The sequence below is a fragment of the Zavarzinia sp. genome, assembly GCF_049306435.1.
Lineage (GTDB): Bacteria > Pseudomonadota > Alphaproteobacteria > Zavarziniales > Zavarziniaceae > Zavarzinia.
Window position 1 is genome coordinate 1 of sequence record NZ_JBAQRT010000094.1, and the last position, 21,156, is coordinate 21,156.

Sequence of the window (21,156 nt, forward strand, 5' to 3'; positions counted from 1 at the left end):
GGTGAAGCCTGCCAAACCCGCGAAGGCGGGCAGTGGCGGCGCGGTGCGGCTCGATCTGTCGTCCTGCACGGGCGAATACCATCTGGATGGCGTAGCCGTGGATGCCATGGGCCGACCCTGCGCCGCGTTCTGAGTTCGGGTCTGGGGGGCGGGCGTGTCAAAATCCGTATTGCCGTGGGGCGAAGACGTCAACGCTGCCTGGAAGGGCGCCGCGGAGACGGAAGTGTCCACCGCCAAGCCCAAGGCCAGGATCGATGGTCGCGTCGCCCGATCGCAGCGCACCCGGGCGGCCGTGCTCGACGCCCTGATCGCGCTGCTCGATGAAGGCCAGTTCAAACCCCCGGCCAAGGTGATCGCCGAACGCTCCGGGGTTTCCACCCGGTCCGTGTTCCAGCATTTCCCCGACCTCGAAACCCTGCTGATCGCGGCGGTGGAACTGGGCGTCAACCGCTTCGCCCCATCGGTGCAGCCGATCGCCGCCGATCTGCCGTTGAAGGCGCGGATCAGCGCGCTGGTCGAACAGCGTTTCTGCCTGTTCGAGCGGGCGGGCAATGTCTATTGGGCCGGGCAGATCGCGACGCCCATTTCCGCGACCCTGAAGGCGACCTTCGCCCATGTAGAATATGCCTTCCGGGTGCAGGTGGGCGTGACCTTCAAGCGGGAGCTGGCCGGTATCCGGAAACCGAAGCGCGACCAGCGCATCGCGCTCATCGCGGCCGTCACCGGATTCCACCATTGGTATGCCCTGCGGCGCGTTGAAGCCCTCGATCCGCGGGCCGCGAAAGGGGCCATGACGGAAATCCTGGCGGCCATGCTGCCAGAATGACGCCATTTGTGAGTATGCTTTCGCTCATGCGCCCGATCGCGAGGGATTCCGTAGCTCATGGGCGATGAAGTTCGTTGACGCGGCGTTTGCGCCGGCCTAATAGCGAAGAATTCGGGAGGGTTGCGCCTCCCAAGTGCCTAAGACACCGACCGCTCCCGACAGGGAGGGGCGACAACACGATCGGTTGAGAAATACCGGCGGGGAAGGGGAGACTCGATGCTGCGGCATATCGAAAATTTCTTGTTCAGATTCAGGGCCTATATTCTGGTCTTCCTGGCTGTGCTGACGGTGCTGATGGGTTTTCAGGCCACGAAGCTCCGCATGGACACCGGCTTTGAAAAGATGCTGCCGATCGGTCACGAGTATATCGAGACTTTCCAGAAGTATCGCGATGACTTCGCTGGGGCCAACCGCATCATCGTCGTCCTCGAGAACACCAAGGACAAGACGATCTTCACGTCCGACTATCTGAAGGTCCTGAAGGCGGCGACCGACGATATTTTCTATATTCGCGGCGTTTCCCGGCCGACACTGGCGTCACTGTGGACGCCGAATACCCGCTACCTCGAAATCACCGAGGAAGGCATCAATGCCGGCGACGTGATCCCCGCCGATTTCCGGGCCGACGATGCCTCGATGTCGATCGTGCGCGCCAATGTGCTGAAGGCGGGCATCGTCGGGCGCATGGTGGCGAATAACTTCGAATCCACGATGATCTCGGCCGAGTTGCAGGACATCGATCCCGAAACCCGCGAGCGTCTCGATTACTTCCGCGTCGCCGACGACCTCGAAGCCTTCCGTCAGAAGTACGAGAAGGACGGCATCTCGGTGAAGATCGTCGGTTTCGCCAAGGTGATGGGCGACATCAAGAAGGGCGCCGAAAGCGTGGTCGAGTTCATGGCCGTCGCCTTCGCCCTGACGGTGATGATGCTCTGGCTCTATTGCCGGTCCTGGCTGCTGACCTTCGTTACCCTGTCGGCCTCGCTGTGCTCGCTGACCTGGCAGTTCGGCATTCTGCACCTGATGGGCTATAATCTCGATCCGCTCGCCGTGCTGGTGCCCTTCCTGGTCTTCGCCATCGGCGTTTCCCACGGCGTGCAGCAGATCAACATGGTCTCGGCCGAGATCGCCAACGGCAAGACCAAGGAACAGGCCGCGCGCGATACCTTCACCTTCCTTTTGGTGCCGGGATCGATCGCGCTGTCGACCTGCCTTGCCGGTTTCGCGACGCTTTATCTCATTCCGATCGGCATGATCCGCGAACTGGCGGTCACGGCTTCGATCGGTATCGGGCTGAAGATCGTCTCCAACCTGATCATGCTGCCACTGCTGGCCAGCTACATCGCGCCGACCGGCGACTATGCCCGCCGCGTGAAGAAGCAGATGGAGAAGCGCGAGAAGGTCTGGCCCTATGTCGCGCGCATCGCCAAGCCGCGCAACGCCTGGATCATGGTGATCGGCTGTCTGATCCTCGGGGCCGTCGGCGTTCACATTTCCAAGGGACTGCAGATCGGCGACGTTCATGCCGGTGCCGCGGAACTCCGCCCCGAGAGCCGCTACAATCAGGATACCCGCTATGTCGTCGACAATTTCGACATCGGCGTGAACATCCTGACCGTGATCGTCGAGACGCCGGAAGGCGCCTGCGTCGACCACAAGTACATGGCCGTCCTCGACCGCTTCCAGTGGGAAATGGCCAATGTACCGGGCGTGCAGTCCACCATCGGCCTGCCACTGCTGGCCAAGATGGTCGGCTCCATGTGGCGCGAGGGTAATCTGAAGTGGTACTTCCTGCCCCGTAACACCTCGGTTCTCGCCCAGGCGGTCGGTCCCATCCCGACCTCGACCATGACCCTGAACACCACCTGCACCGTGCTGCCGCTGCTGATCTTCACCAAGGACAGCAAGGCCGTCACGATCAAGAAGGTGGTCGCCGCGGTGAAGGACTTCCGCGCCCAGCCGGAGAACCAGCTCGAGGGGATGCAGATCCGTCTCGCCGCCGGCTCGATCGGCGTGACCGCCGCCACCAATGAGGTGGTGGAGGAGCAGGAAATCCCGATGCTGCTCTGGGTCTACGCGGTGGTGATCTGCCTCGTCTTCCTGACTTATCGGGAATGGCGTGGCTCGCTCTGCTGCGTGTTGCCGCTGATCCTCTCGACGATCATCGGCAACATGTTCCTGACCATGGCGCAGATCGGCCTGAAGATCTCGACCCTGCCGGTGCTGGCGATCGCGGTCGGTATCGGCGTCGATTACGGCATCTACGAGTACAACCGTATCCAGCGCTACATGCGCCTCGGCAAATCGCCCTTCCACGCCTACGAGCAGGCGCTGAAGGACGTGGGTTCGGCGACGATGTTCACCGGCTTCACCCTGGCCGTCGGTGTCTCGACCTGGAGCTTCTCGGAGCTGAAGTTCCAGGCCGACATGGGAATGCTGCTGACCTTCATGTTCATGGTGAACATGATCGGCGCGGTCACGCTGCTGCCGGCACTGATCGCCGTCATTCAGCAGGTCTTCCCGAAAAAATATCCGCCGCTCTCGGAAGAGGAGCGGACGGCGCTGATGCGGAGCATGCACTGATCGCCCTTTGGCGATCGCGAGGCACTGATCGCCCTTTGGCGATCGCGGGAAAGGGGGCGCCGGTCTGGCGCCCCCTTTTCATTTCCGGGCGGCGATGGCGGCGTCGAGCACGGGTTGCAGGCGGCGCCGCTCCGGCACCAGGGCCATGGCGGCGCAGCGGCCGAGCAGGCGGGGCCAGGCTTCGAAATCGAGGGCCTGACGCTCCGCCCCGGAAAGCACGTCGGCATTGCCCGGCGCCATCAGGCCGGCCGCTGGACAAAGCCCGCCAAGATGCGCCAGGGCGCTGACGATCGGCTGGCTGTTGATCGCCGCGAAAATGGCGCGGGCGGCCTCGGGCTGGGGGCACTGGATGGGCAGGGCCAGCATGTCGAGGATGTAGAAGGCCGCCCGGCCCGCCAGGGGGCCGCGGCCCGGAACGGCAACGCCCAGATGCGGATTTCCGGCCAGCCGGGCCGCGGCGAGGGCACCAAGCCCAAGGGGCAGCGCCAGATCGATCCGCCCCTCCGCCAGGGCGGCGACCGCCTCGGCCGGGGTTGCCGCGACCACCGCCGCCCGCTCGAGCAGCCGGTGCGCGCCGGCTTCGAAACGGCGAAGCTCGCTGTCGAGCTGCAGGCGGAACGGGTCCAGCCCGCAATAGAGCATGGCCATGGGCAGCAGGCTGCGTGCGTCGGCGACAAGCCCGTAGCGGCCCGACAACACGGGATCGTCGATCAGCGACAGGCCGATGTCATCGAGCGCTGAAACCGAAACCCGCCGGCTGTCGACCCCGACCGCGGCAAGCTCGAAGCGCAGGGGCCGCCCCACCAGATAATGGCCTTCCAGCCCGATCTCGAGTTCCGCGAGGCCCGGCCGCAGACCGGGCGCGAGCTCGAAGTCCGAGGCGGGGGCGCTGCCGTCCTTGCCCAGGGGATCGACCGCGCCTTCGGGCCACAGGATGCCGCGCAGCCAGGGGTGGGCGGCGATGACCAGGGATGGCCGCGCCGCTCGCTGCGCCGCCGTCGCCCCGGGAGGGAGCGGGTTCAGCAGCGCCAGGGCATCGTCGTCGCCGCCCAGCGGCTGCAGATCGAAACCGGTCCTGGCCACGACCTTCAGGCTGGACAGAAACGCGGCCTCGCCATAGGCCGCCGGGGCCAGCAGATGCAGCGGCGCCGAAGCCAGGGCGCGGGTGCCGGGAATACCGAGGGCCAGGCCAGCGCCGAAAGCCATCAGGTGGCGGCGGGTGATCGTCATGTCGATGATATGCACGGAAAGGGAAGGGGATTCACGTCGTCATCCTGCACATCTCCGGGCCGAGGTCTAGCGAAGGAGGCCGAGGAAGCGCTCGGTCACCGTGGCGGCGAAGCGGGCGGCGCCGGGCAGGTGGCGGTGCAGGCTGTCCTCGAAGCCGGCCATGACCTCGGGCTGGTTGCGGGCCAGCCATTCGGCCTGGGTCTGGACCCAGGTGCGGGCGATATCGCCGGTGACCTCGAAATGGCACTGGAAGGCATAGGTCGCGCGGCCGATGCGGAAGGCCTGATTGCGACATTCCGGCCCGGTCATCAGCAGATCCGCGCCCTCGGGCAGGTCGAAGGTGTCTTCGTGCCATTGCATGATATGGACCCGTGGCGACAGTCCCGCCAACAGCGGATCCGTCGCGGCGGCCCCGGTCAGGTCGAGGGGGCGGAAGCCGACCTCGGTCATTCCGTGCGGATAGACCCTGGCCCCGAAGGCCCGGGCGATCAGCTGCGAGCCGAGGCAGATGCCCAGCACCGGCCGGTCGAGCGCGGCGAACTGGCGGATCAGGCCGGCGGTCCGTTCCAGGGGCGGGAAATCCTTGTCGTTATTGGCGTGCATCGGCCCGCCGAGGACGAGCAGGGCATCGTAATCGCCCGGGTCGTCGGGCACGGGCGTGCCCTGGCGCGGATCGAGGCTGGACCAATGGTGGTGCGGGGCGATGACATCGAGCCGGGCGCCGGCCTGCATCATGCCGAGGCCGACGAGGCCGGGGGGCGTGCGAAGATCATTCTGGACGCAAAGGATACGCATTGTGACGCCGTTCATTGGGGGGCAGCGGCAGAGGCTGCTATAGTATGCCGAACCCGATGATTGCGAGGGGAGGGGGAAATGGAAGGTTTCGGCGCTTTTGTGCTGGTTCTGCTGATTCTGGTCGTGATCACGGTCTTCATGGGGGTGAAGACCGTGCCGCAGGGCCACGCCTATACGCTGGAGCGATTCGGTCGCTACACGAGGACGCTGCAGCCCGGCCTCAATTTCATCTTTCCGCTGATCGACCAGATCGGCGCCAAGCTTAGCACGCAGGAAGTCGTGCTCGACATTCCGTCGCAGAAGATCATCACCCTCGACAATGCCATCGTGACCTGCGACGCGGTCACCTTCTATCAGGTGATCAATCCGGCCCAGGCCGCCTATGAGGTGCAGAATCTGATGGCGGCCCTGATCAACCTCACGCTCACCAACATCCGTTCCGTGATGGGCGCGATGAACCTTGATGACGTGTTGTCGAGGCGCAGCGAGATCAACGACAAGCTGCTGGTGATCATCGACGAGGCGACCCAGCCCTGGGGCGTGAAGATCACCCGGATCGAGTTGAAGGACATCGCCCCGCCCGAGGACATGGTCCATGCCATGGCCCGTCAGATGAAGGCGGAACGCGAGAAGCGCGCCACCATCCTCGAGGCCGAAGGCGTGCGCGAGGCCAGCATCAAGCGGGCCGAGGGCGAAAAACAGGCGGCGATCCTCGAATCCGAAGGCCGGCGCGAAGCCGCCTTCCGCGATGCCGAGGCGCGGGAGCGCTCGGCCGAGGCGGAGGCCCGCGCCACCAACATGGTCTCGGAAGCCATCGCCAAGGGCGGCACCGACGCGGTGAATTACTTCCTGGGCCAGAAATATATCGAAGCCCTGGCCGGCATCGGCATGGCGCCCAACAACAAGATCACCTTCCTGCCGCTGGAGGCGACGGGGATCATGGGCGCGATTTCCGGCATCGCCGACCTGACGCGCCACGGCCCGGGCAAGCCCGGCAAGGACGCCTGACGCCATGCCCGAGATGGTCTTCTGGTACTGGTATGCCCTGGCCGGGGTGCTGCTGATCCTCGAGATCCTGGCGCCCGGCGTGATCTTCCTGTGGCTCGCGATCGGCGGGGCGGTGACCGGCACCCTGCTGCTCGCGCTGCCCGGATCTGATCTGGTGCATCAGCTGCTGGTCTTCGCGATCGCCAGTGGCCTGTCGCTGCTCGTTGGCCAGAAGTGGCTGCGCCGCCGGCCGCCCGAGGCCCAGCCGGGCCTCAATCAGCGGGCCGATGCCCTGATCGGCACCGAAGCCGTGCTGACCGAGGCGATCGGGAACGGCCAGGGCCGCGCCCATCTCGGCGGCTCGAGCTGGAAGGTGACCGGGCCGGATCTGCCGGTGGGGACGAGGGTGCGGGTGGTCGGGGCCGAGGGGACGTCGCTCAGGGTCGAGCGGGCGTGACGGCGGCGACCAGGGCTTCGGTCTTCAATTCGCGCAGGAGCTTTCGCTTGATCGCGTTGACGAAATCCTCGTAGTCGCGGGCGACCTCGACGAAGGCGCCGGGGCCGCCGATCACCTCCGCCCGGTAATAATCGTCGACATCCGCCTCGGCATTGACGACGGCGAGGGCGTTCACCGTGATGCCCCGGGCGACGAGCGCGTCGCGCACCGGGGCGGCCGGCGGGCCGGCGCTGTTCTTGCCGTCGCCCGACAGGTCGATGACCCGGCGTAAAGGCTGGAACGGCACCTGATCGGCGAGGGCGCCGGCCCGGAACAGGGCGGCGCCGACGCCGGTGCCGCCGCCTGCGATGTAGCGGGGATTGTTGAAGATCGCCTCGGCGAAGGCGGGCGCGGTTTCCGCCGTCACCTTCTGCCAGCCGAGGTCGACCCGCGCCCGCCCGGGCTGCGACCATTCGAGGACGGCGACCGCGATCGCCTTGTTCGGGCCGGCGGCGATCGCTGCCTGCACCTCCTCGTCGGCGAAGGCGGCGGCGATGCCCTGGCTTTGCAGGAAGAATTCGTCCCGATCGACCGAGGATGACGAATCGAGCGCCAGCACCAGCGCGACGTCGACCGTCTCGGCCCGCGCCGCCGCCGTCGCCAGAAGCGCGGCGGCCAGCGCGAGGGCGCTCAGTCGAGCGCGAGCACGAGCCACTTCAGATATCCGGTCTCGGGCAGCAGGGGATGCACGGGATGGTCGGGGCCGGCGCCCCCGGCGACGATAATCCGCCCCTCGCGCCCGGCATTGGCGATGCCGCGCGCGACTTCGGTGGTGAAGGACTCCGTCTCGATATTATGGCTGCACGAGGCGATGAACAGGAAACCGCCGGGCGAAACCAGCGTGGCGGCGCCCTGCGCCAGCTTGCGGTAAGCCTTCAGGGCTTGCGGCACGTCCTTCCGCGACTTGGCGAAACTGGGCGGATCCGCCACCACGACATCGAAACGCCGTTCCTCCGCCGCGAGGGCATTCGCGGCATCGAACAGGTCGGCGCGGCGGAATTCGGCACCCGCCGCGAGGCCATTGGCCCGCGCCGTCGCCTCGGCCTGGGTCAGCGCCGGCTGGGCGCGGTCGACCAGCAGGGCGGACTTGGCACCGGCCTTCAGGGCCGACAGGCCAAAGGCGCCGGTGTGGCAGCACAGGTCGAGCATGGTGCCGCCCCGGGCCAGCCGGGCGATGAGGCCGCGGGCCTCGTGCAGGTCGAAGAACCAGCCGGTCTTCTGCCCGTCGAGGGGATCGACACCGTGGCGGACACCGAATTCGACCGCCTCGGGCGGGGTCGCGATGGCCCCCCTCGCGAGGCGGATCTCCTTCGTCAGGCCTTCCAGTTCGCGGTAGGGGCTGTCGTTGCGCAGGATGATGGCGGCGGGCGCCAGCACCGTGTCGAGGGCATCGAGCAGCAGCTCGGTCAGGCGCTCCGCCCCGGCGGTATTGGCCTGGACGACGCAGGTATCGCCATAGCGGTCGATGATGAAGCCGGGCAGGCCGTCGCCTTCGGCGTGGACGAGGCGGTAATAGGGCGCGTCGAAGAATCGCTCCCGTAAGGACAGGGCGGCGCGCAACCGGGTCTCCAGGAAGGCGCGGTTGACGGCGCCGGGCCTTGCCGTGTCGCTGCGCAGGATCAGCCGGGCGGCGATCAGCGTGTTGCGATTGAAGGTGGCGATGCCGATCGGCTTGCTGTCGGCGCGCGACAGGCGGACGAGGGTGCCGGGCGGAATCGCCTTCGCCTCGGCGTCGAGGCGCAATTCGTTGGAATAGGCCCAGGGGTGGCCGCCGGAGACGCGGCGGTCGTGGCCCGCCAGCAGGGTGATGGTGGGCAGGGAGGATGTGTCGGTCATGATCGCGGCAGACTAGCAGAAACCGCCGCGTCCTCCACCGCGACACGCGCCCCTTTGCGCCCGACCAGAAGATAGACCGTGGGCACGACGAAGAGGGTCAGCACCGTGCCGAAGGACAGGCCGCCGACGATGACCCAGCCGATGCCCTGGCGGCTTTCGGCGCCGGGACCGCTGGCGAGGGCGAGGGGCAGGGCACCCAGCACCATGGCGCCCGTCGTCATCAGAATGGGGCGGAGGCGCAGGCGCGCCGCCTCGATCACCGCGCCCTGCCGGCTGCGTCCCTCGGCCACCAGATGATTGGCGAATTCGACGATCAGGATGCCGTGTTTCGAGATGAGGCCGACCAGGGTGATGAGGCCGATCTGGCTGTAGACGTTCAGCGTCCCGCCCGAGAGCAGCAGCGCGGCCAGCGCCCCGGCGATCGACAGGGGCACGGACAGAAGGATGACGACGGGCGAGACGAAACTCTCGAACTGGGCGGCGAGGACGAGGAAGATGAAGGCGAGCGCCAGCAGGAAGGTGACATAGAGCGAGCCGGAGGCTTCGCGGAATTCGCGGCTCTGCCCCGCGTAATCGAAGCGGTAGCCGGGCGGCAGCACTTCCCGCGCCTTCACCTCCATGAAGGACAGGGCCTGACCGAGGCTGTAACCGGGCGCGAGATTGGCCGTGATCGTCGCCGAGCGCGACTTGTTGAAGCGCAGCAATTCCTTGGGGCCGACCAGCTCGCGCACGCTGGCGAGATTGGAGACCTGCACCATCGTCCCCGAGGCCGCCCGGACATAGAGCGAGGTGAGGTCCGAGGGCTGGCGCTTGTCGGCATCCTCGACCGCGACGATGACGTCGTACTGCTTGTCGTCGCGGTCGAAGCGGGTGACCTGGCGGCCGCCGAAGAAGGTTTCCAGCGTGCGGGCGATCACCGCGGCGTCAATGCCGAGGCTGGCCGCCTTTTCCCGGTCGATCGAGACATCGAGCTGGGGCTTGTTCAGCGTCAGGTCGGAATCGACATCCGCGAGGCCCGGATTGTCGGCGACGGCGCGGATCATCTTCTGGGCGATCTCGTCGAGTTCGGCGAAGCTGCCGCTCGACTGGATGACGAATTGCACCGCCTTCTCGCGCGGGTTCTGGCCCAGCGACGGCGGATTGCTGGCGTAGATGTTGATGCCGGGCACCCGGGACAGCCGGGCGGCGATGGCGCGCACGATCTGTTGCTGGCTGCGCCCCCGCTCTTCCCAGGCCTTGAGGGTGAGGGTGGAGATGACCGTGGTCACATCGGGCGCGCCGACGATGAAGAGAACGCCCGCGACCTCGGGTATATCCTCCGCCAGTGTCTCGACGATGGCGCCATAGCGCGCGGTGTAATCGAGGGTGGAGCCCTCGGGCGCGGTGCCGCGAATGTTGACGGTGCCGCGATCCTCGACCGGCGCGAGTTCCGAGGGCAGGGCCCGGAACAGGAAGACATTGGCGATGCCGATGCCAAGGCCGAGCATGAGGACGAGGGGCCAGATGCGCAGGGCGCCGGACAGCGCGCGGCCATAGCCCCGGTCGAGCGCGGTGAAGGCCCGCTCGATCGCGCGGTAGACCCGCCCGTGGTTGGTCTGATGGCGCAGGAGAAGGCCGCACATCATCGGTGTCAGGGTCAGCGCGATGAAACCGGATACCAGCACGGCGCCCGCGAGGGTCAGGGCGAATTCGGCGAACAGCCGGCCGATGCGGCCTTCGGCGAAGGCGACCGGGGCATAGACCGCGGCGAGGGTCAGCGTCATGGCGATGACGGCGAAGGCGATTTCCCGCGCGCCGCGTATCGCGGCCTCGAGCGGGCGCATCCCCGCTTCGATATGGCGGAAGATGTTCTCCAGCATGACGATGGCGTCGTCGACGACGAGGCCGATCGCCAGCACGAAGGCGAGCAGAGTCACGGTGTTCAGGGTGAAGCCGAAGCCATACATGATGGCGCAGGCGCCGATCAGCGAGACCGGGATGGTGATGATCGGGATCAGCGTCGCCCTGACGCTGCGCAGGAACAGGAAGATGACGATGACGACGAGGCCGACCGCCTCGATGATCGTGCTGTAAACGGCCTCGATCGAGCGATCGATGAAGATCGAACTGTCGTAGGAAATGGTCAGTTCATAGCCCGCCGGCAGAACGGCGCGGATCTCGGGCAGGCGACGTCGCAATTCCTCGGAAATATCGAGCGGATTGGCCGTCGCCTGCTTGATGACGGCGGCGGTGACCGACTCGCGGCCATTGTAACGGGCGAGGATACGCTCGTTCTCGGGGCCGAGTTCGATCCGGGCGACATCGCCGAGACGGACCAGATAGGTGCCGTCGCGGCGCAGGATGACGGCGGAGAATTCCTCGGGCGTCGCGAGGTCGGTGCGGGATTCGACGGTGAATTCCCGCTGGTCCGATTCGATGCGGCCGGCGGGCACGGTCAGGTTCTGCGCGCGCAGGGCATCTTCGATATCCTGCACCGTGATGCCGAAGGCGGCCATGCGCGAGCGGTCGAGCCAGACACGCATGGAATAGAGCCGCTCGCCCCGCAACTCGACGGAGGAGACACCGGGAATCGTCTGCAGCCGGTCGACGACCAGCGTGTCGGCGACTTCCGACACCACCAGCCGACTCACCCCTTCGGCGTTGATCGACAGATAGATGATCGGCTGGGCATCGTCCTCGACCTTGGCGATGATCGGCTCGTCCACCGCCTCGGGCAGGCGGCCCCGCACGCGCGAGACCCGGTCGCGCACGTCGCTGGCGGCGACATCGGGCGAGACCCCCAGACTGAAGCGGACGGTGATGGCGCTGCGGCCGTCGCGGCTGGTCGAGGTGATGGTGTCGATGCCGTCGAGGCCGGAGATCGAATCTTCCAGCACCTGGGTGATCTGGCTTTCGATCACCGCCGCGCTCGCGCCCGTGTAATCGGTGCGGACATTGACCACGGGCACGTCGATATTCGGGTATTCCCGTACCGACAGGCGCTGCCAGGCGACGATGCCGACCAGGCAGATGACGAGGGACAAAACCGTCGCGAAAACCGGCCGGCGGATGCAGATCTCGGTCAGGTTCATGACATCGCCTCCGGTTTCAGCCGCCCGTGCGCTGGGCGGGCGTGCCATCGGGGGCGACAACCTCGATCTTCGCGCCGTCGCGCAGGCGCTGCTGGCCGGCGGTGACGATCGTGTCGCCGGGGCCAAGGCCGGACAGAACCTCGACGCTGCCACTCAATCGGCGGCCCAGGGTCACTTCGGTCTCGGCGACCGTGTCCCCCGTCACCTTGTAGACATAGACCTTGCCGTGACGGGCGGTCAGGGCCTGTTCGGGCACGGTCATGCTGTCGCCGGACGGGGCGGTGTCGAGCCGGGCGCGGGCGAAGAGGCCGGGCCGCAGACGGCCTTCCGGATTGGGCACCAGGGCGCGCAGGTGAATCGCCCGGCCGGCATCGTCGATCGCCGGGTTGATGGCATAGACCGTGCCGGCGAAATGCTCGCCCGGCCGGGCGTCGAGGACGATATCGACCGTCTGGCCGACCGCCAGCCGGGTCAGCATGGTCTCGGGCACGGCGAAATCGAGCTTCAGGGGATCGATCGACTCGAGATTGACCATGGCCTGCCCGGGCTGGACCACGTCGCCGACGCTGACCTCGCGCAGGCCCAGGATGCCGCCGAAGGGGGCGACGATCCGGGTCTTGGCGAATTGCGCCTCGGCCAGTTGCAGGGCGGCTTTCGTCGTCGCCAGGCGGGCGGTCGCCTCGTCGCGGGCGCGGCCGGTGCCCGTCTTTTGGGCGAAGAGCGTGCGGGCCCGCTCGGCTTCCGCCTCGGCCAGGGCGAGGTCGGCGCGGGCGACGGCGACTTCCGCCATAAAGGTCGAGGCGTCGAGTTCGACGAGCGGCGTGCCGGCGGCGACCGGGCGGCCTTCCTCGAACAGGATGCGGCTGACGCGGCCGGCGATCTCGGGCCGGATGATGACGGTTTCCCCGGACCGCAGGGTGCCTACCGCCTCGATGCTGTTCGTCAGCGGGGTGACCGCGACCACGGAAATTTCAACCGGAAAGGCCCGGCTCTCGGCAAGGGCAGGGGGCGACGCGGTTGAAGACAGAAGGGCGAGGCCCGCCGCCATCGAGCGAAGGGCGGAAGTGAAGCGCATCATCTGCTCCCGAGGACGCGGCACGCGGCAACCGACAGAATGGCCTGTCGTGGCCCTAAAGGAAACGGGGCCGGTCGAGGTTTCGACCGGCCCCGTGATCGGGATCTGTTATTTGTTGGGGCGCGGCGGCGGGGGCAGGGCACCACCACCGGGGGCGACCGGCGCGGCCGGCGCGTTGAAATTCACCGTGATCGACGGCAGCTTGGCGTCGAGACGGGACATCACGGTCTCGGTGATGTCGAGATTGTTCGACGAGACCAGGACGCGCGCGGTGTCGAGAACGATGGTGGCGCTGACTTCCTTGGCGACTTCGGCGACGATCTGGTTGAACACCGGCTCGAGCTTCTTCATCGCGTCGTCCTGGGCGAAGGACATCTGCTGGCGACGACGCTCGACCTGCTGGCGCAGGGCATCGACCTTGCCCTGGAATTCCTTCTGCTTGGCGGCGAAGGCATCGGCGGCGATGCTGGCGCGCTGCTTTTTCAGGGCGTCTTCGTCGGCGCGCAGCTTGTCGGTCTGGGCCTTGATCTCGGCTTCATAGGCCTTTTCCTGACGCTCGAGCTGGGTCCGGACGCTTTTCGCCGCCGCGCTGTCGCGCATGATGCGCGGCACGTCGACGAAGGCGATGGTGGCCGGCTCGGCTTCGGCGGCATGGGCCGGGGCCGGCGGCATGACGGTAATGCCGGCGGCAAGGGCGAGCCCCACACTGAGGGCCAGACCTTTCACGATACTGCGCATATTCTTCTCCAGACCTCGGACGCCCCTTGGTTGAAAGGGGCGCAATACCTCAATACCAAGGCCGGCGTCAACGCGCGCCAGCCTTTTCGTAACACCAGACCCGTGCGGGCGGGATATTCAGCAGGACATGACCACACCGCCGCGCCGTCAGGCCCATGTCGGCCAGCAGATGCGGGCGCAGGGGCGAGGCCGGTCCATAGGTAAACTGCACGAAGCGGCCACCGTCCCCCATCAGCTCGAAGGCGGCGCCGACGATACGGCGCTGCACCGAGGGCGGCATTCCAAGGAGGGGCAGGCCCGAAACGACGCAGGCCGCCCGGTCGACGCCGCGCGCCGCCATCAGGGCGACTAGTTCGCAGGCATCGCCTTCGACGACCTGCAGGCGGGGAAAGCGGCTGCGCAGGGTCTGCGCCAGATCGCGATCGAATTCGACGGTAAAGAGCCGCTCGTGATTCACGCGGGCCAGCAGGGCCTTCGTGATGGCGCCCGTGCCCCCGCCCAGCTCGACGATGGGGCCGGGTCGGGACAGATCCGCCTGGGCGGCCATTTCGCGCGCGAGATAGCGACTGGAGGGAGCGACCGCGCCGATCTTGAACGGCGAGCGCAACCACTTCAGCAACATGGATGGTGCACGGAAGACATGCGCCGTACCCAAGGTATCCCGCGTTTCGCCCAAGATGATCGTCCGTCCCGCAATGGCCCGCGATGGCCTACTGGCGCCGCACACTAACATGAGGAATGTGGAAAGATAGTGGCAGCATGGTACGATTCCCGCCCGTTTCGGAGCCCCGCGCGGCGCGATTTCAGCCTGATGCGTGGCCCTTCCCAAGGCGATGGGTGCGTGATATACAGCCGTCCTCCGGTGGAGTGGCTATCCATCCACCGAACGGGTTTTCTTTTCGATCGCGCTCCGCTGGAATGTCCGCCGCCGGGCAGAGGAGCATGAAGAGGTTAGTCGAATGCAGGTTTTGGTGCGGGACAACAATATCGATCAGGCGCTGCGCGCTCTCAAGAAGCGTATGCAGCGCGAGGGTATCTTCCGCGAGATGCGCCTGCGCGGCCATTACGAGAAGCCCTCCGAGAAGCGTGCCCGCGAAAAGGCTGAAGCTGTCCGTCGTGCCCGCAAGCTGGCGCGCAAGCGCGCCCAGCGCGACGGCGTGGCATGATCGGCCATTCGGCCGTCTTCATCTGACGTTCAGGTCGATCGAGGTTCGCGCGTCATGTCGGCCCAGTCGACCGTTGTAAAAGCCAATACGGTTCCCCGGCTCCGCGCCCGCAAGGGCGGGGAGCCGATCGTATGTCTGACCGCCTATACCGCGCCGATGGCCCAGCTGCTCGATCCGCACGCGGATCTGCTGCTGGTTGGCGATTCGCTGGGCATGGTGGTCTATGGCCTGCCCAGCACGGTGCCGGTCACGATCGACATGATGATCGCCCATGGCGCCGCCGTCGCGCGGGGCTCGACCAAGGCGCTGGTCGTCATCGACATGCCCTTCGGCACCTATGAGGAAAGCCCGGCGCTGGCCTATCGCAACGCCGTGCGCATCCTCCAGGAAACCGGGGCTTCGGCCGTGAAGCTGGAAGGCGGGGTCGTGATGGCCGAAACCATCCGCTTTCTGACCGCCCGGGGCATTCCGGTCATGGGCCACATCGGCCTGCTGCCGCAATCGGTCAATGCCAGCGGTGGCTATGCCGCCCTTGGCACCAAGGACACGGCGGGCTGGGACGCGATCATCGCCGATGCGATGGCCGTCGCCGACGCGGGGGCTTTCTCCATCGTCGTCGAGGCGGTGAGCGAGCCGCTGGCGGTCCGCGTGACCGAAAGCGTCGACGTGCCGACGATCGGCATCGGTGCCTCCGCGGCCTGCGACGGCCAGGTGCTGGTGATCGACGACATGCTGGGCATGTCCAACCGGACGCCCAAATTCGTGAAACGCTATGCCGAGCTCGGCGTGGCGATCGGCGAGGCCGCCGCCGCCTACGCGGCCGAGGTGCGCGGCCGGCAGTTCCCGAGCGAAGCCTATACCTACCGCCTCAAGGGCGACAACCGGGGCCCCGGCGGCACCGGGACGTAAGAAGCGGCCCGGCGTGTTTGCCAAGGCTGCGGGCTTTGGCTATCGTTCCTCGCCTTTTCGGCCAGCGCTGCCTTCCGTGGGGTACAAGTGTCCGACATTTTTCAGGAAATCGACGAAGACCTGCGGCGGGAACGCCTTGTCGGGTTCTGGCGTCGCTATGGTACGGCGGTCATCGCGCTTTCGCTCGGCCTTCTCGTCGGCGTCGGCGGCTATATCGGCTGGCGTGACTATACCGCGTCCCGACTCGCCGCCAATGCCGAGGCCATGGCGGCGGCGGCCCAGCTCGTCACCGACAACAAGCAGGCGGAAGCCGCCAAGGCGTTCGACGAACTCGCGAATTCGGCGGGCGGCACCTATGGCGATCTCGCGCGGATGAATGCCGCCGCGGCAACCCTCGCCACCGGCGATGTCGCGACGGCCGTCGCGGCCTACGACAAGGTCGCGACCACCAGCACCGATATCTCGATCGCCGCGCTGGCCCGCCTTCTGGCGGTGCAGGCCCTGATGGATACGGCGCCCGCGGCCGATCTCGATGCTCGGCTTGACGCGGTCGGCGATGCCGCCGGTTTTGCCCCGGCGGTGAAGGAATTGCGCGCCTACGTCCGCCTGAAGGCCGGCGCCACCGATGATGCCCGCCGTCTTCTTGCCGAAGTCGTCGACGATAGTGCGGCACCTTCGCGGCTGAAAGGCCGTGCCCAGGAAGTCCTTGATGCACTGGGGGGCCGTTTAGCGGCTGCCCCGGCCCAGCCGTCCGCACCACAGCCCGAGAGCGAGGGGCAACGCCCATGATCGCAAGCCGTCGTTACCGCTCCTCCCTCGCGCCGCTGGCCGCGGCCATGCTCGCCGGTCTGCTCGGCGCCTGCTCGAGCCTCAATCCCTTCGACTCGGGACCGACCCAGCAGGTCGAGGGCGAGCGCATCGCCGTCCTGCCCAGCCAGTCGATCACGGTGATGCCGGATGCGTCCATCGCCGACGTGCCGGTGCAGCTGCCGCCGCCCTATGCCAACGCCGAATGGCCGCAGCCGGGCGGCTATCCGTCTCATGCCATGTATCACCTCGAAGTCGGCGGCGACCTCAAGGTGGTGTGGACCGCCAACGCGGGTTCGGGCGATTCGGCCGACACGCGCCTCGTCGCGCAGCCCGTGGTCAGCGGCGATTCGGTCTATGTGCTCGACACCTCGGCCCATGTGAATGCCCTCGATCTCGACGGCAAGCATCGCTGGTCGGCCAGCCTGCAGCCCGAGGACGAGGATTCGCCGACCGGCTTCTTCGGCGGTGTCGCCTATGACCAGGGCCGGGTCTATGCCTCGACCGGCTACGGCGATGTCTACGCGCTCAATGCCACGGACGGCAGCGTCGTGTGGAAGCGGTCGATCGGCATTCCCTTCCGCTCCGGCCCGACCGTGAACGGCGGCCGGGTCTTCGCCGTCACCCAGGACAACCAGCTCTTCGCCCTGTCGACCGACAATGGCGACGTGCTGTGGAACCATGTCGGCATTTCGGAAAGCGCCGGCTTCCTTGGCGCCGCGTCGGCCGCCGTCGCGGGCGAGGCCGTGGTGGTGCCCTTCTCCTCGGGCGAGATTTTCGCGCTCCGGGTCGAGAACGGCCGCGTCGTCTGGTCGGACAATCTGATCCGCACCGGCGCCACGACGCCGATCGCCGCCCTCAACGATATCCGCGGCCAGGTCGTCATCGATCGCGGCGACGTCTTCGCCACCAGCCACAGCGGCTCGACGGTCGGCATCGAACTGCGCACCGGCAGCCGTCTGTGGGATCGCGCCATCGGCTCCTCGGGCACGCCCTGGGCCGGCGGCGATTACATCTATCTTTTGTCGGACGAGAACGAGCTGATCTGCCTGACCCGCAACGAGGGCCGCGTGCGCTGGGTCACCCCGCTGCCGCGCTTCGAGGACGAGAAGGACGCCACCGGCGCCATCGTCTGGGCCGGCCCAGTGCTGGCCGGCGACCGCCTGCTGCTGGCTTCCAACACCGGCGTGATGACCGCCGTCTCGCCCTATTCGGGCGAGGTGCTGGGCGCGATCGAATTGCCGGGCCGGACCGTGATCACGCCCGTGGTCGCCAACGGCACGGTCTATGTGCTGACCACCAGCGGGACGCTTGTCGCGCTGCGCTGATACGACAGGACGCAAACGGGCGGCACGCGGCCACGGGGGCGCGTGCCGCTTTGCATTTCACCGGAAGGGGACCCGATGGTCTCGGAACACGCCAAATTCAGGGTTGCCATCGTCGGCCGGCCCAATGTCGGCAAATCGACCCTGTTCAACCGCCTCGTCGGCAAGAAGCTCGCCCTCGTCGACGACACGCCGGGGGTGACCCGCGACCGCCGCGAAGGTGACGGCCGGCTGGGCGATCTCGTCTTCTCGGTCTTCGATACCGCCGGTTTCGAGGATGTGGTCGACGATTCGATGGAAGGCCGGATGCGCCGCCAGACCGAACGGGCCATCGGCGATTCCGATGTCGTCCTGTTCCTGTTCGATGCCCGCGCCGGCGTGACGCCGCTCGATCTCGCCTTCTCGCGCCTCTTGCGCAAGAGCGAGACGCCGATCGTCGTCTGCGCCAACAAGGCCGAGGGCAAGGAAGGCCAGATCGGCGCCACCGGGGCCTGGGAACTGGGCCTTGGCGATTGCGTCAACCTGTCGGCCGAACATGGCGATGGAATGCTCGATCTTTACGAGACGATCGTCGATCGTCTGCGGGCCAAGGGCATCAACCCCTGGCCGGACGAGGATGATGGCGAGGACAGCGAGGCGCCGGAGCCCTTCGACCCCGATGTCGAGGTCGAGGAAGATCCCCAGAAGCCGTTGCGCATCGCCGTCGTCGGCCGGCCCAACGTCGGCAAGTCCAGCCTGATCAACCGCCTGCTGGGCGAGGACCGCATGATCACCGGGCCGGAAGCGGGCCTGACGCGCGACAGTATCTCGGTCCCCTGGGAATGGCATGGCCGCCCCATCAAGCTGTTCGATACCGCGGGCCTGCGCAAGAAGGCGCGGGTCGAGAGCAAGCTCGAGAAACTGTCGGCGGGCGATACGATCCGCGCGGTGAAATTCGCCGAAGTGGTGATCCTGCTGATCGACGCCGTGCAGGGGATCGATCGCCAGGACCTGGTCATCGCCGACCGCGCGCTTTACGAGGGCCGGGCACTGGTCGTCGCTTTCAACAAATGGGACGCGGTCACCGATCACAACACGACCCTGGCCGACCTCAAGGAAAAGCTGGAAATCCATCTGCCGCAGGTCCGGGGCGTGCCCGTGGTCACGATCTCGGCCCGCACCGGCCGCAGTATCGACAAGCTGATGCCGGCGGCCATGACGGCCTATACCAAGTGGAACCGCCGCGTGCCCACCGCCAAGCTGAACCGCTGGCTGTCCGAGGCGACGGAGCGTCACCCGGCCCCGGCCGTGGGCGGCCGCCGCCTGCGCCCGCGCTACATGACCCAGGTGAAGGCCCGTCCGCCGACCTTCGCCCTGTTCATGAACCGGCCCGGCGAATTGCCCGAGTCCTACAACCGCTATCTGATGAACGGCCTGCGCGAAGTCTTCGACATGGAAGGCGTGCCCGTCCGCCTGATCCTGCGCAAGAACGACAATCCCTATACCGACGACGAGTAAGGCCGGCGCCCGTCGCCCCCCGGGGTGGCGGGCAAAGGAGCCCTGATCAGAAACGGTCCATCAGCTCGACGAAATTGCAGGGCCGGAAACGGCTGTCGAGCTGGGTTTTCAGGATATCGTCCCAGGCATCCCGGCAGGCCGAGGGCGAGCCGGGCACGGCAAACAGCAATGTGCGGCCGGCGATGCCGGCGACGGCGCGGGACTGGATGGTCGATGTGCCGATCTTGGCGTAGGACAGCCAGCGAAACAATTCGCCGAAGCCCTCGATTTCCTTCTCGAAGACGGCGCGGAAGGCTTCCGGGGTCACGTCCCGCCGGGTGATGCCGGTGCCGCCGGTGGAAATCACCACCTCGACCAGGGGATCGGCGATGAGGGCGCGCAGGCGGGCCTCGATCGCCGGGGCGTCGTCGGTGACGAGATCGCGGGCGGCGAGGATATGGCCGGCCGTGGTCAGCCGCTCCACCAGGGTATCGCCCGAACGGTCCTCGGCCGGGGTGCGGGTGTCGGAGACGGTCAGCACGGCGATGCGGACCGGGCGGAACACCCTCGATTCATCAACCGGCATTGCGCTTGGTTCCGATGCGGATGGCTTCGCGGTCCTGCGGGACATAAATCGGCCAGGAGCCGGCGGCGGCGGCGTCCAGCGTTTCCAGCGTCTGGCCGAGCCGGGCCTGATAGATCCAGAAATTGGCCAGGATGCGTTCGATGAACAGGCGGGTCTCGGCGGCCGGGATGCTCTCGATGAACAGCAGGGGATCGCCGTTGTATTTCACCTCGTCCATCCATTTGATGGCGGCGCCCGGCCCCGCGTTGTAGGAGGCGGCGACGAGGAAGAGGTTGTTGCCGATATCGGTGCTGGTCATCAGCATTTCGAGATAGGCCTGACCGAGGCTGAGGTTCACCCCCGGATCGGTCAGATTCTGCATCTTGCGGCCGAGGTCGATGCCCCTGCGGTCGGCGACGATGCGGGCGGTCGCCGGCATCAGCTGCATCAGGCCGATGGCGCCGACCGGGCTACGGGCATGGATGTTGAAACCGGATTCCTGCTTGGCGAAGGCAAACAGCAGGGCGCGGTCGACGCGCAGGCCCTCGCTCGGCCGCCAGTCGGGCACCGGATAGCGGCCGTTGCCATGGCTGGCGGGATCGACGAGGCCGAGGCGGACGGCGAGGGCGTCGACGCCCGAGGTCTCGGTCGGCGAGAGGCGGGCGCGCATCTGACCGAGTTCGGCGCTGGCGAGATCGCTCTGGCCGAGGGCGGCGAGGGCGGCGGCGCGCTGCACGGCGGGATCGAAGGCCAGCGCGTTCAGCGACCGGGTATCGATCTGGCCGAGGTCGGGCGTCGCCGCGATATCGCGGCCGAGCAGGCGGGTCGCCATCAGGCCATAGAATGTATTGGGATAGTTCGCGGCGATGGTCAGGTGATCCAGCACCCGTTCGGGCCGGCCGGACACGAGATCGGCCCGCGCCGCCCAGAAGGCCGCCGCCGAAACGACCCAGACCGAGACATTGTCCGCCTCGGCGAGGGCGGCGAAATGAATGCCGGCGCGCTCGGGCTCGCCCAGGCGCCAGGCGGCGAGGCCGGCCGTCCAGTCGGCCATCGGCACATCGGCGCGCGACCGGTCGGCGACCCCCGCGGCGAGGTCATAGGCATTCCGGTCGTCGCCCATGCGGTAATAGTGGAAGGAGATATCCGCCCGGGCGATTTCCTGTTCCAGCGGGTCGAGACGGCCGCCAACCCGGGGCTCGTCCAGCAATTGCACGGCCTGATCCGGGCGGTTGGCCCGCAGGGCGGCGGAAATGCGCGGCGCGATCGCC

The 21,156-nt window shown here is 67.2% G+C and carries 19 protein-coding genes; 9 read left to right on the plus strand and 10 right to left on the minus strand.

Annotated elements, in window-relative coordinates; translation table 11 throughout:
- Positions 1-223: 223 nt before the first annotated feature.
- Positions 224-826, plus strand: a complete 603-nt coding sequence (locus tag WAZ62_RS04795; RefSeq protein ID WP_422642381.1) for a TetR/AcrR family transcriptional regulator — start codon at positions 224-226, stop codon at positions 824-826.
- Positions 827-1,066: 240 nt separating this feature from the next.
- On the plus strand, positions 1,067-3,409 hold the full coding sequence (locus tag WAZ62_RS04800) for an efflux RND transporter permease subunit (protein WP_422642382.1): 2,343 nt from the start codon (positions 1,067-1,069) through the stop codon (positions 3,407-3,409).
- 78 nt (positions 3,410-3,487) lie between these two features.
- Here WAZ62_RS04800 and WAZ62_RS04805 read toward each other — a convergent pair whose 3' ends face one another.
- Positions 3,488-4,639, minus strand: a complete 1,152-nt coding sequence (locus WAZ62_RS04805) for a hypothetical protein (protein ID WP_422642383.1) — start codon at positions 4,637-4,639, stop codon at positions 3,488-3,490.
- Positions 4,640-4,705: 66 nt separating this feature from the next.
- Positions 4,706-5,434, minus strand: a complete 729-nt coding sequence (locus WAZ62_RS04810; RefSeq protein ID WP_422642384.1) for a type 1 glutamine amidotransferase — start codon at positions 5,432-5,434, stop codon at positions 4,706-4,708.
- Positions 5,435-5,512: 78 nt separating this feature from the next.
- Between WAZ62_RS04810 and WAZ62_RS04815 the strand changes: the two genes are divergently transcribed.
- Entirely contained in the window at positions 5,513-6,442 is a 930-nt protein-coding gene (locus WAZ62_RS04815; RefSeq protein ID WP_422642385.1) for an SPFH domain-containing protein, read from the plus strand.
- A 4-nt stretch (positions 6,443-6,446) separates the two neighbouring features.
- Entirely contained in the window at positions 6,447-6,878 is a 432-nt protein-coding gene (locus WAZ62_RS04820) for an NfeD family protein (protein ID WP_422642386.1), read from the plus strand.
- On the opposite strand, the gene WAZ62_RS04825 is transcribed toward WAZ62_RS04820, so the two are convergent.
- The 6 genes from WAZ62_RS04825 to WAZ62_RS04850 all read right to left on the minus strand — a co-directional run bounded on the left by WAZ62_RS04825 (position 6,859) and on the right by WAZ62_RS04850 (position 14,292).
- Positions 6,859-7,572 (minus strand): DUF1194 domain-containing protein, encoded by a 714-nt coding sequence (locus tag WAZ62_RS04825; RefSeq protein ID WP_422642387.1) that lies wholly within the window; start codon positions 7,570-7,572, stop codon positions 6,859-6,861. The genes WAZ62_RS04820 and WAZ62_RS04825 overlap by 20 nt on opposite strands.
- Positions 7,548-8,753 (minus strand): class I SAM-dependent rRNA methyltransferase, encoded by a 1,206-nt coding sequence (locus WAZ62_RS04830; RefSeq protein WP_422642388.1) that lies wholly within the window; start codon positions 8,751-8,753, stop codon positions 7,548-7,550. The genes WAZ62_RS04825 and WAZ62_RS04830 overlap by 25 nt, the downstream gene beginning before the upstream one ends.
- Complete coding sequence (locus tag WAZ62_RS04835) at positions 8,750-11,824, minus strand: efflux RND transporter permease subunit (protein WP_422642389.1); 3,075 nt, start codon at positions 11,822-11,824, stop codon at positions 8,750-8,752. Before WAZ62_RS04835 ends, WAZ62_RS04830 begins: the two co-directional genes overlap by 4 nt.
- A gap of 16 nt (positions 11,825-11,840) precedes the next feature.
- Positions 11,841-12,902, minus strand: a complete 1,062-nt coding sequence (locus tag WAZ62_RS04840) for an efflux RND transporter periplasmic adaptor subunit (protein WP_422642390.1) — start codon at positions 12,900-12,902, stop codon at positions 11,841-11,843.
- Between the two features lie 105 nt (positions 12,903-13,007).
- Positions 13,008-13,637, minus strand: a complete 630-nt coding sequence (locus WAZ62_RS04845) for an OmpH family outer membrane protein (RefSeq protein ID WP_422642391.1) — start codon at positions 13,635-13,637, stop codon at positions 13,008-13,010.
- 67 nt (positions 13,638-13,704) lie between these two features.
- A complete protein-coding gene (locus tag WAZ62_RS04850; RefSeq protein WP_422642392.1) occupies positions 13,705-14,292 on the minus strand; it encodes a class I SAM-dependent methyltransferase in 588 nt (195 codons plus the stop codon).
- Between the two features lie 304 nt (positions 14,293-14,596).
- On the opposite strand from WAZ62_RS04850, the gene rpsU reads away from it, so the two are divergent.
- The 5 genes from rpsU to der all read left to right on the plus strand — a co-directional run bounded on the left by rpsU (position 14,597) and on the right by der (position 19,341).
- Positions 14,597-14,803, plus strand: a complete 207-nt coding sequence (rpsU, locus tag WAZ62_RS04855) for a 30S ribosomal protein S21 (protein ID WP_109902776.1) — start codon at positions 14,597-14,599, stop codon at positions 14,801-14,803.
- Positions 14,804-14,857: 54 nt separating this feature from the next.
- Complete coding sequence (gene panB, locus WAZ62_RS04860) at positions 14,858-15,712, plus strand: 3-methyl-2-oxobutanoate hydroxymethyltransferase (RefSeq protein WP_422642393.1); 855 nt, start codon at positions 14,858-14,860, stop codon at positions 15,710-15,712.
- 87 nt (positions 15,713-15,799) lie between these two features.
- Complete coding sequence (locus tag WAZ62_RS04865) at positions 15,800-16,501, plus strand: tetratricopeptide repeat protein (protein WP_422642394.1); 702 nt, start codon at positions 15,800-15,802, stop codon at positions 16,499-16,501.
- Positions 16,498-17,847, plus strand: coding sequence for a PQQ-binding-like beta-propeller repeat protein (locus tag WAZ62_RS04870; protein WP_422642395.1), 1,350 nt, complete (start codon positions 16,498-16,500; stop codon positions 17,845-17,847). The genes WAZ62_RS04865 and WAZ62_RS04870 overlap by 4 nt, the downstream gene beginning before the upstream one ends.
- Positions 17,848-17,922: 75 nt before the next feature.
- A complete protein-coding gene (gene der, locus WAZ62_RS04875; protein ID WP_422642396.1) occupies positions 17,923-19,341 on the plus strand; it encodes a ribosome biogenesis GTPase Der in 1,419 nt (472 codons plus the stop codon).
- Positions 19,342-19,387: 46 nt separating this feature from the next.
- Here the strand turns inward: der and moaB are convergent, their stop codons facing one another.
- Positions 19,388-19,906, minus strand: coding sequence for a molybdenum cofactor biosynthesis protein B (gene moaB / locus WAZ62_RS04880; protein ID WP_422642397.1), 519 nt, complete (start codon positions 19,904-19,906; stop codon positions 19,388-19,390).
- The coding region (locus WAZ62_RS04885; protein WP_422642398.1) for a lytic transglycosylase domain-containing protein at positions 19,896-21,156 on the minus strand (1,261 nt) is incomplete at its 5' end. The genes WAZ62_RS04885 and moaB, both read right to left, overlap by 11 nt.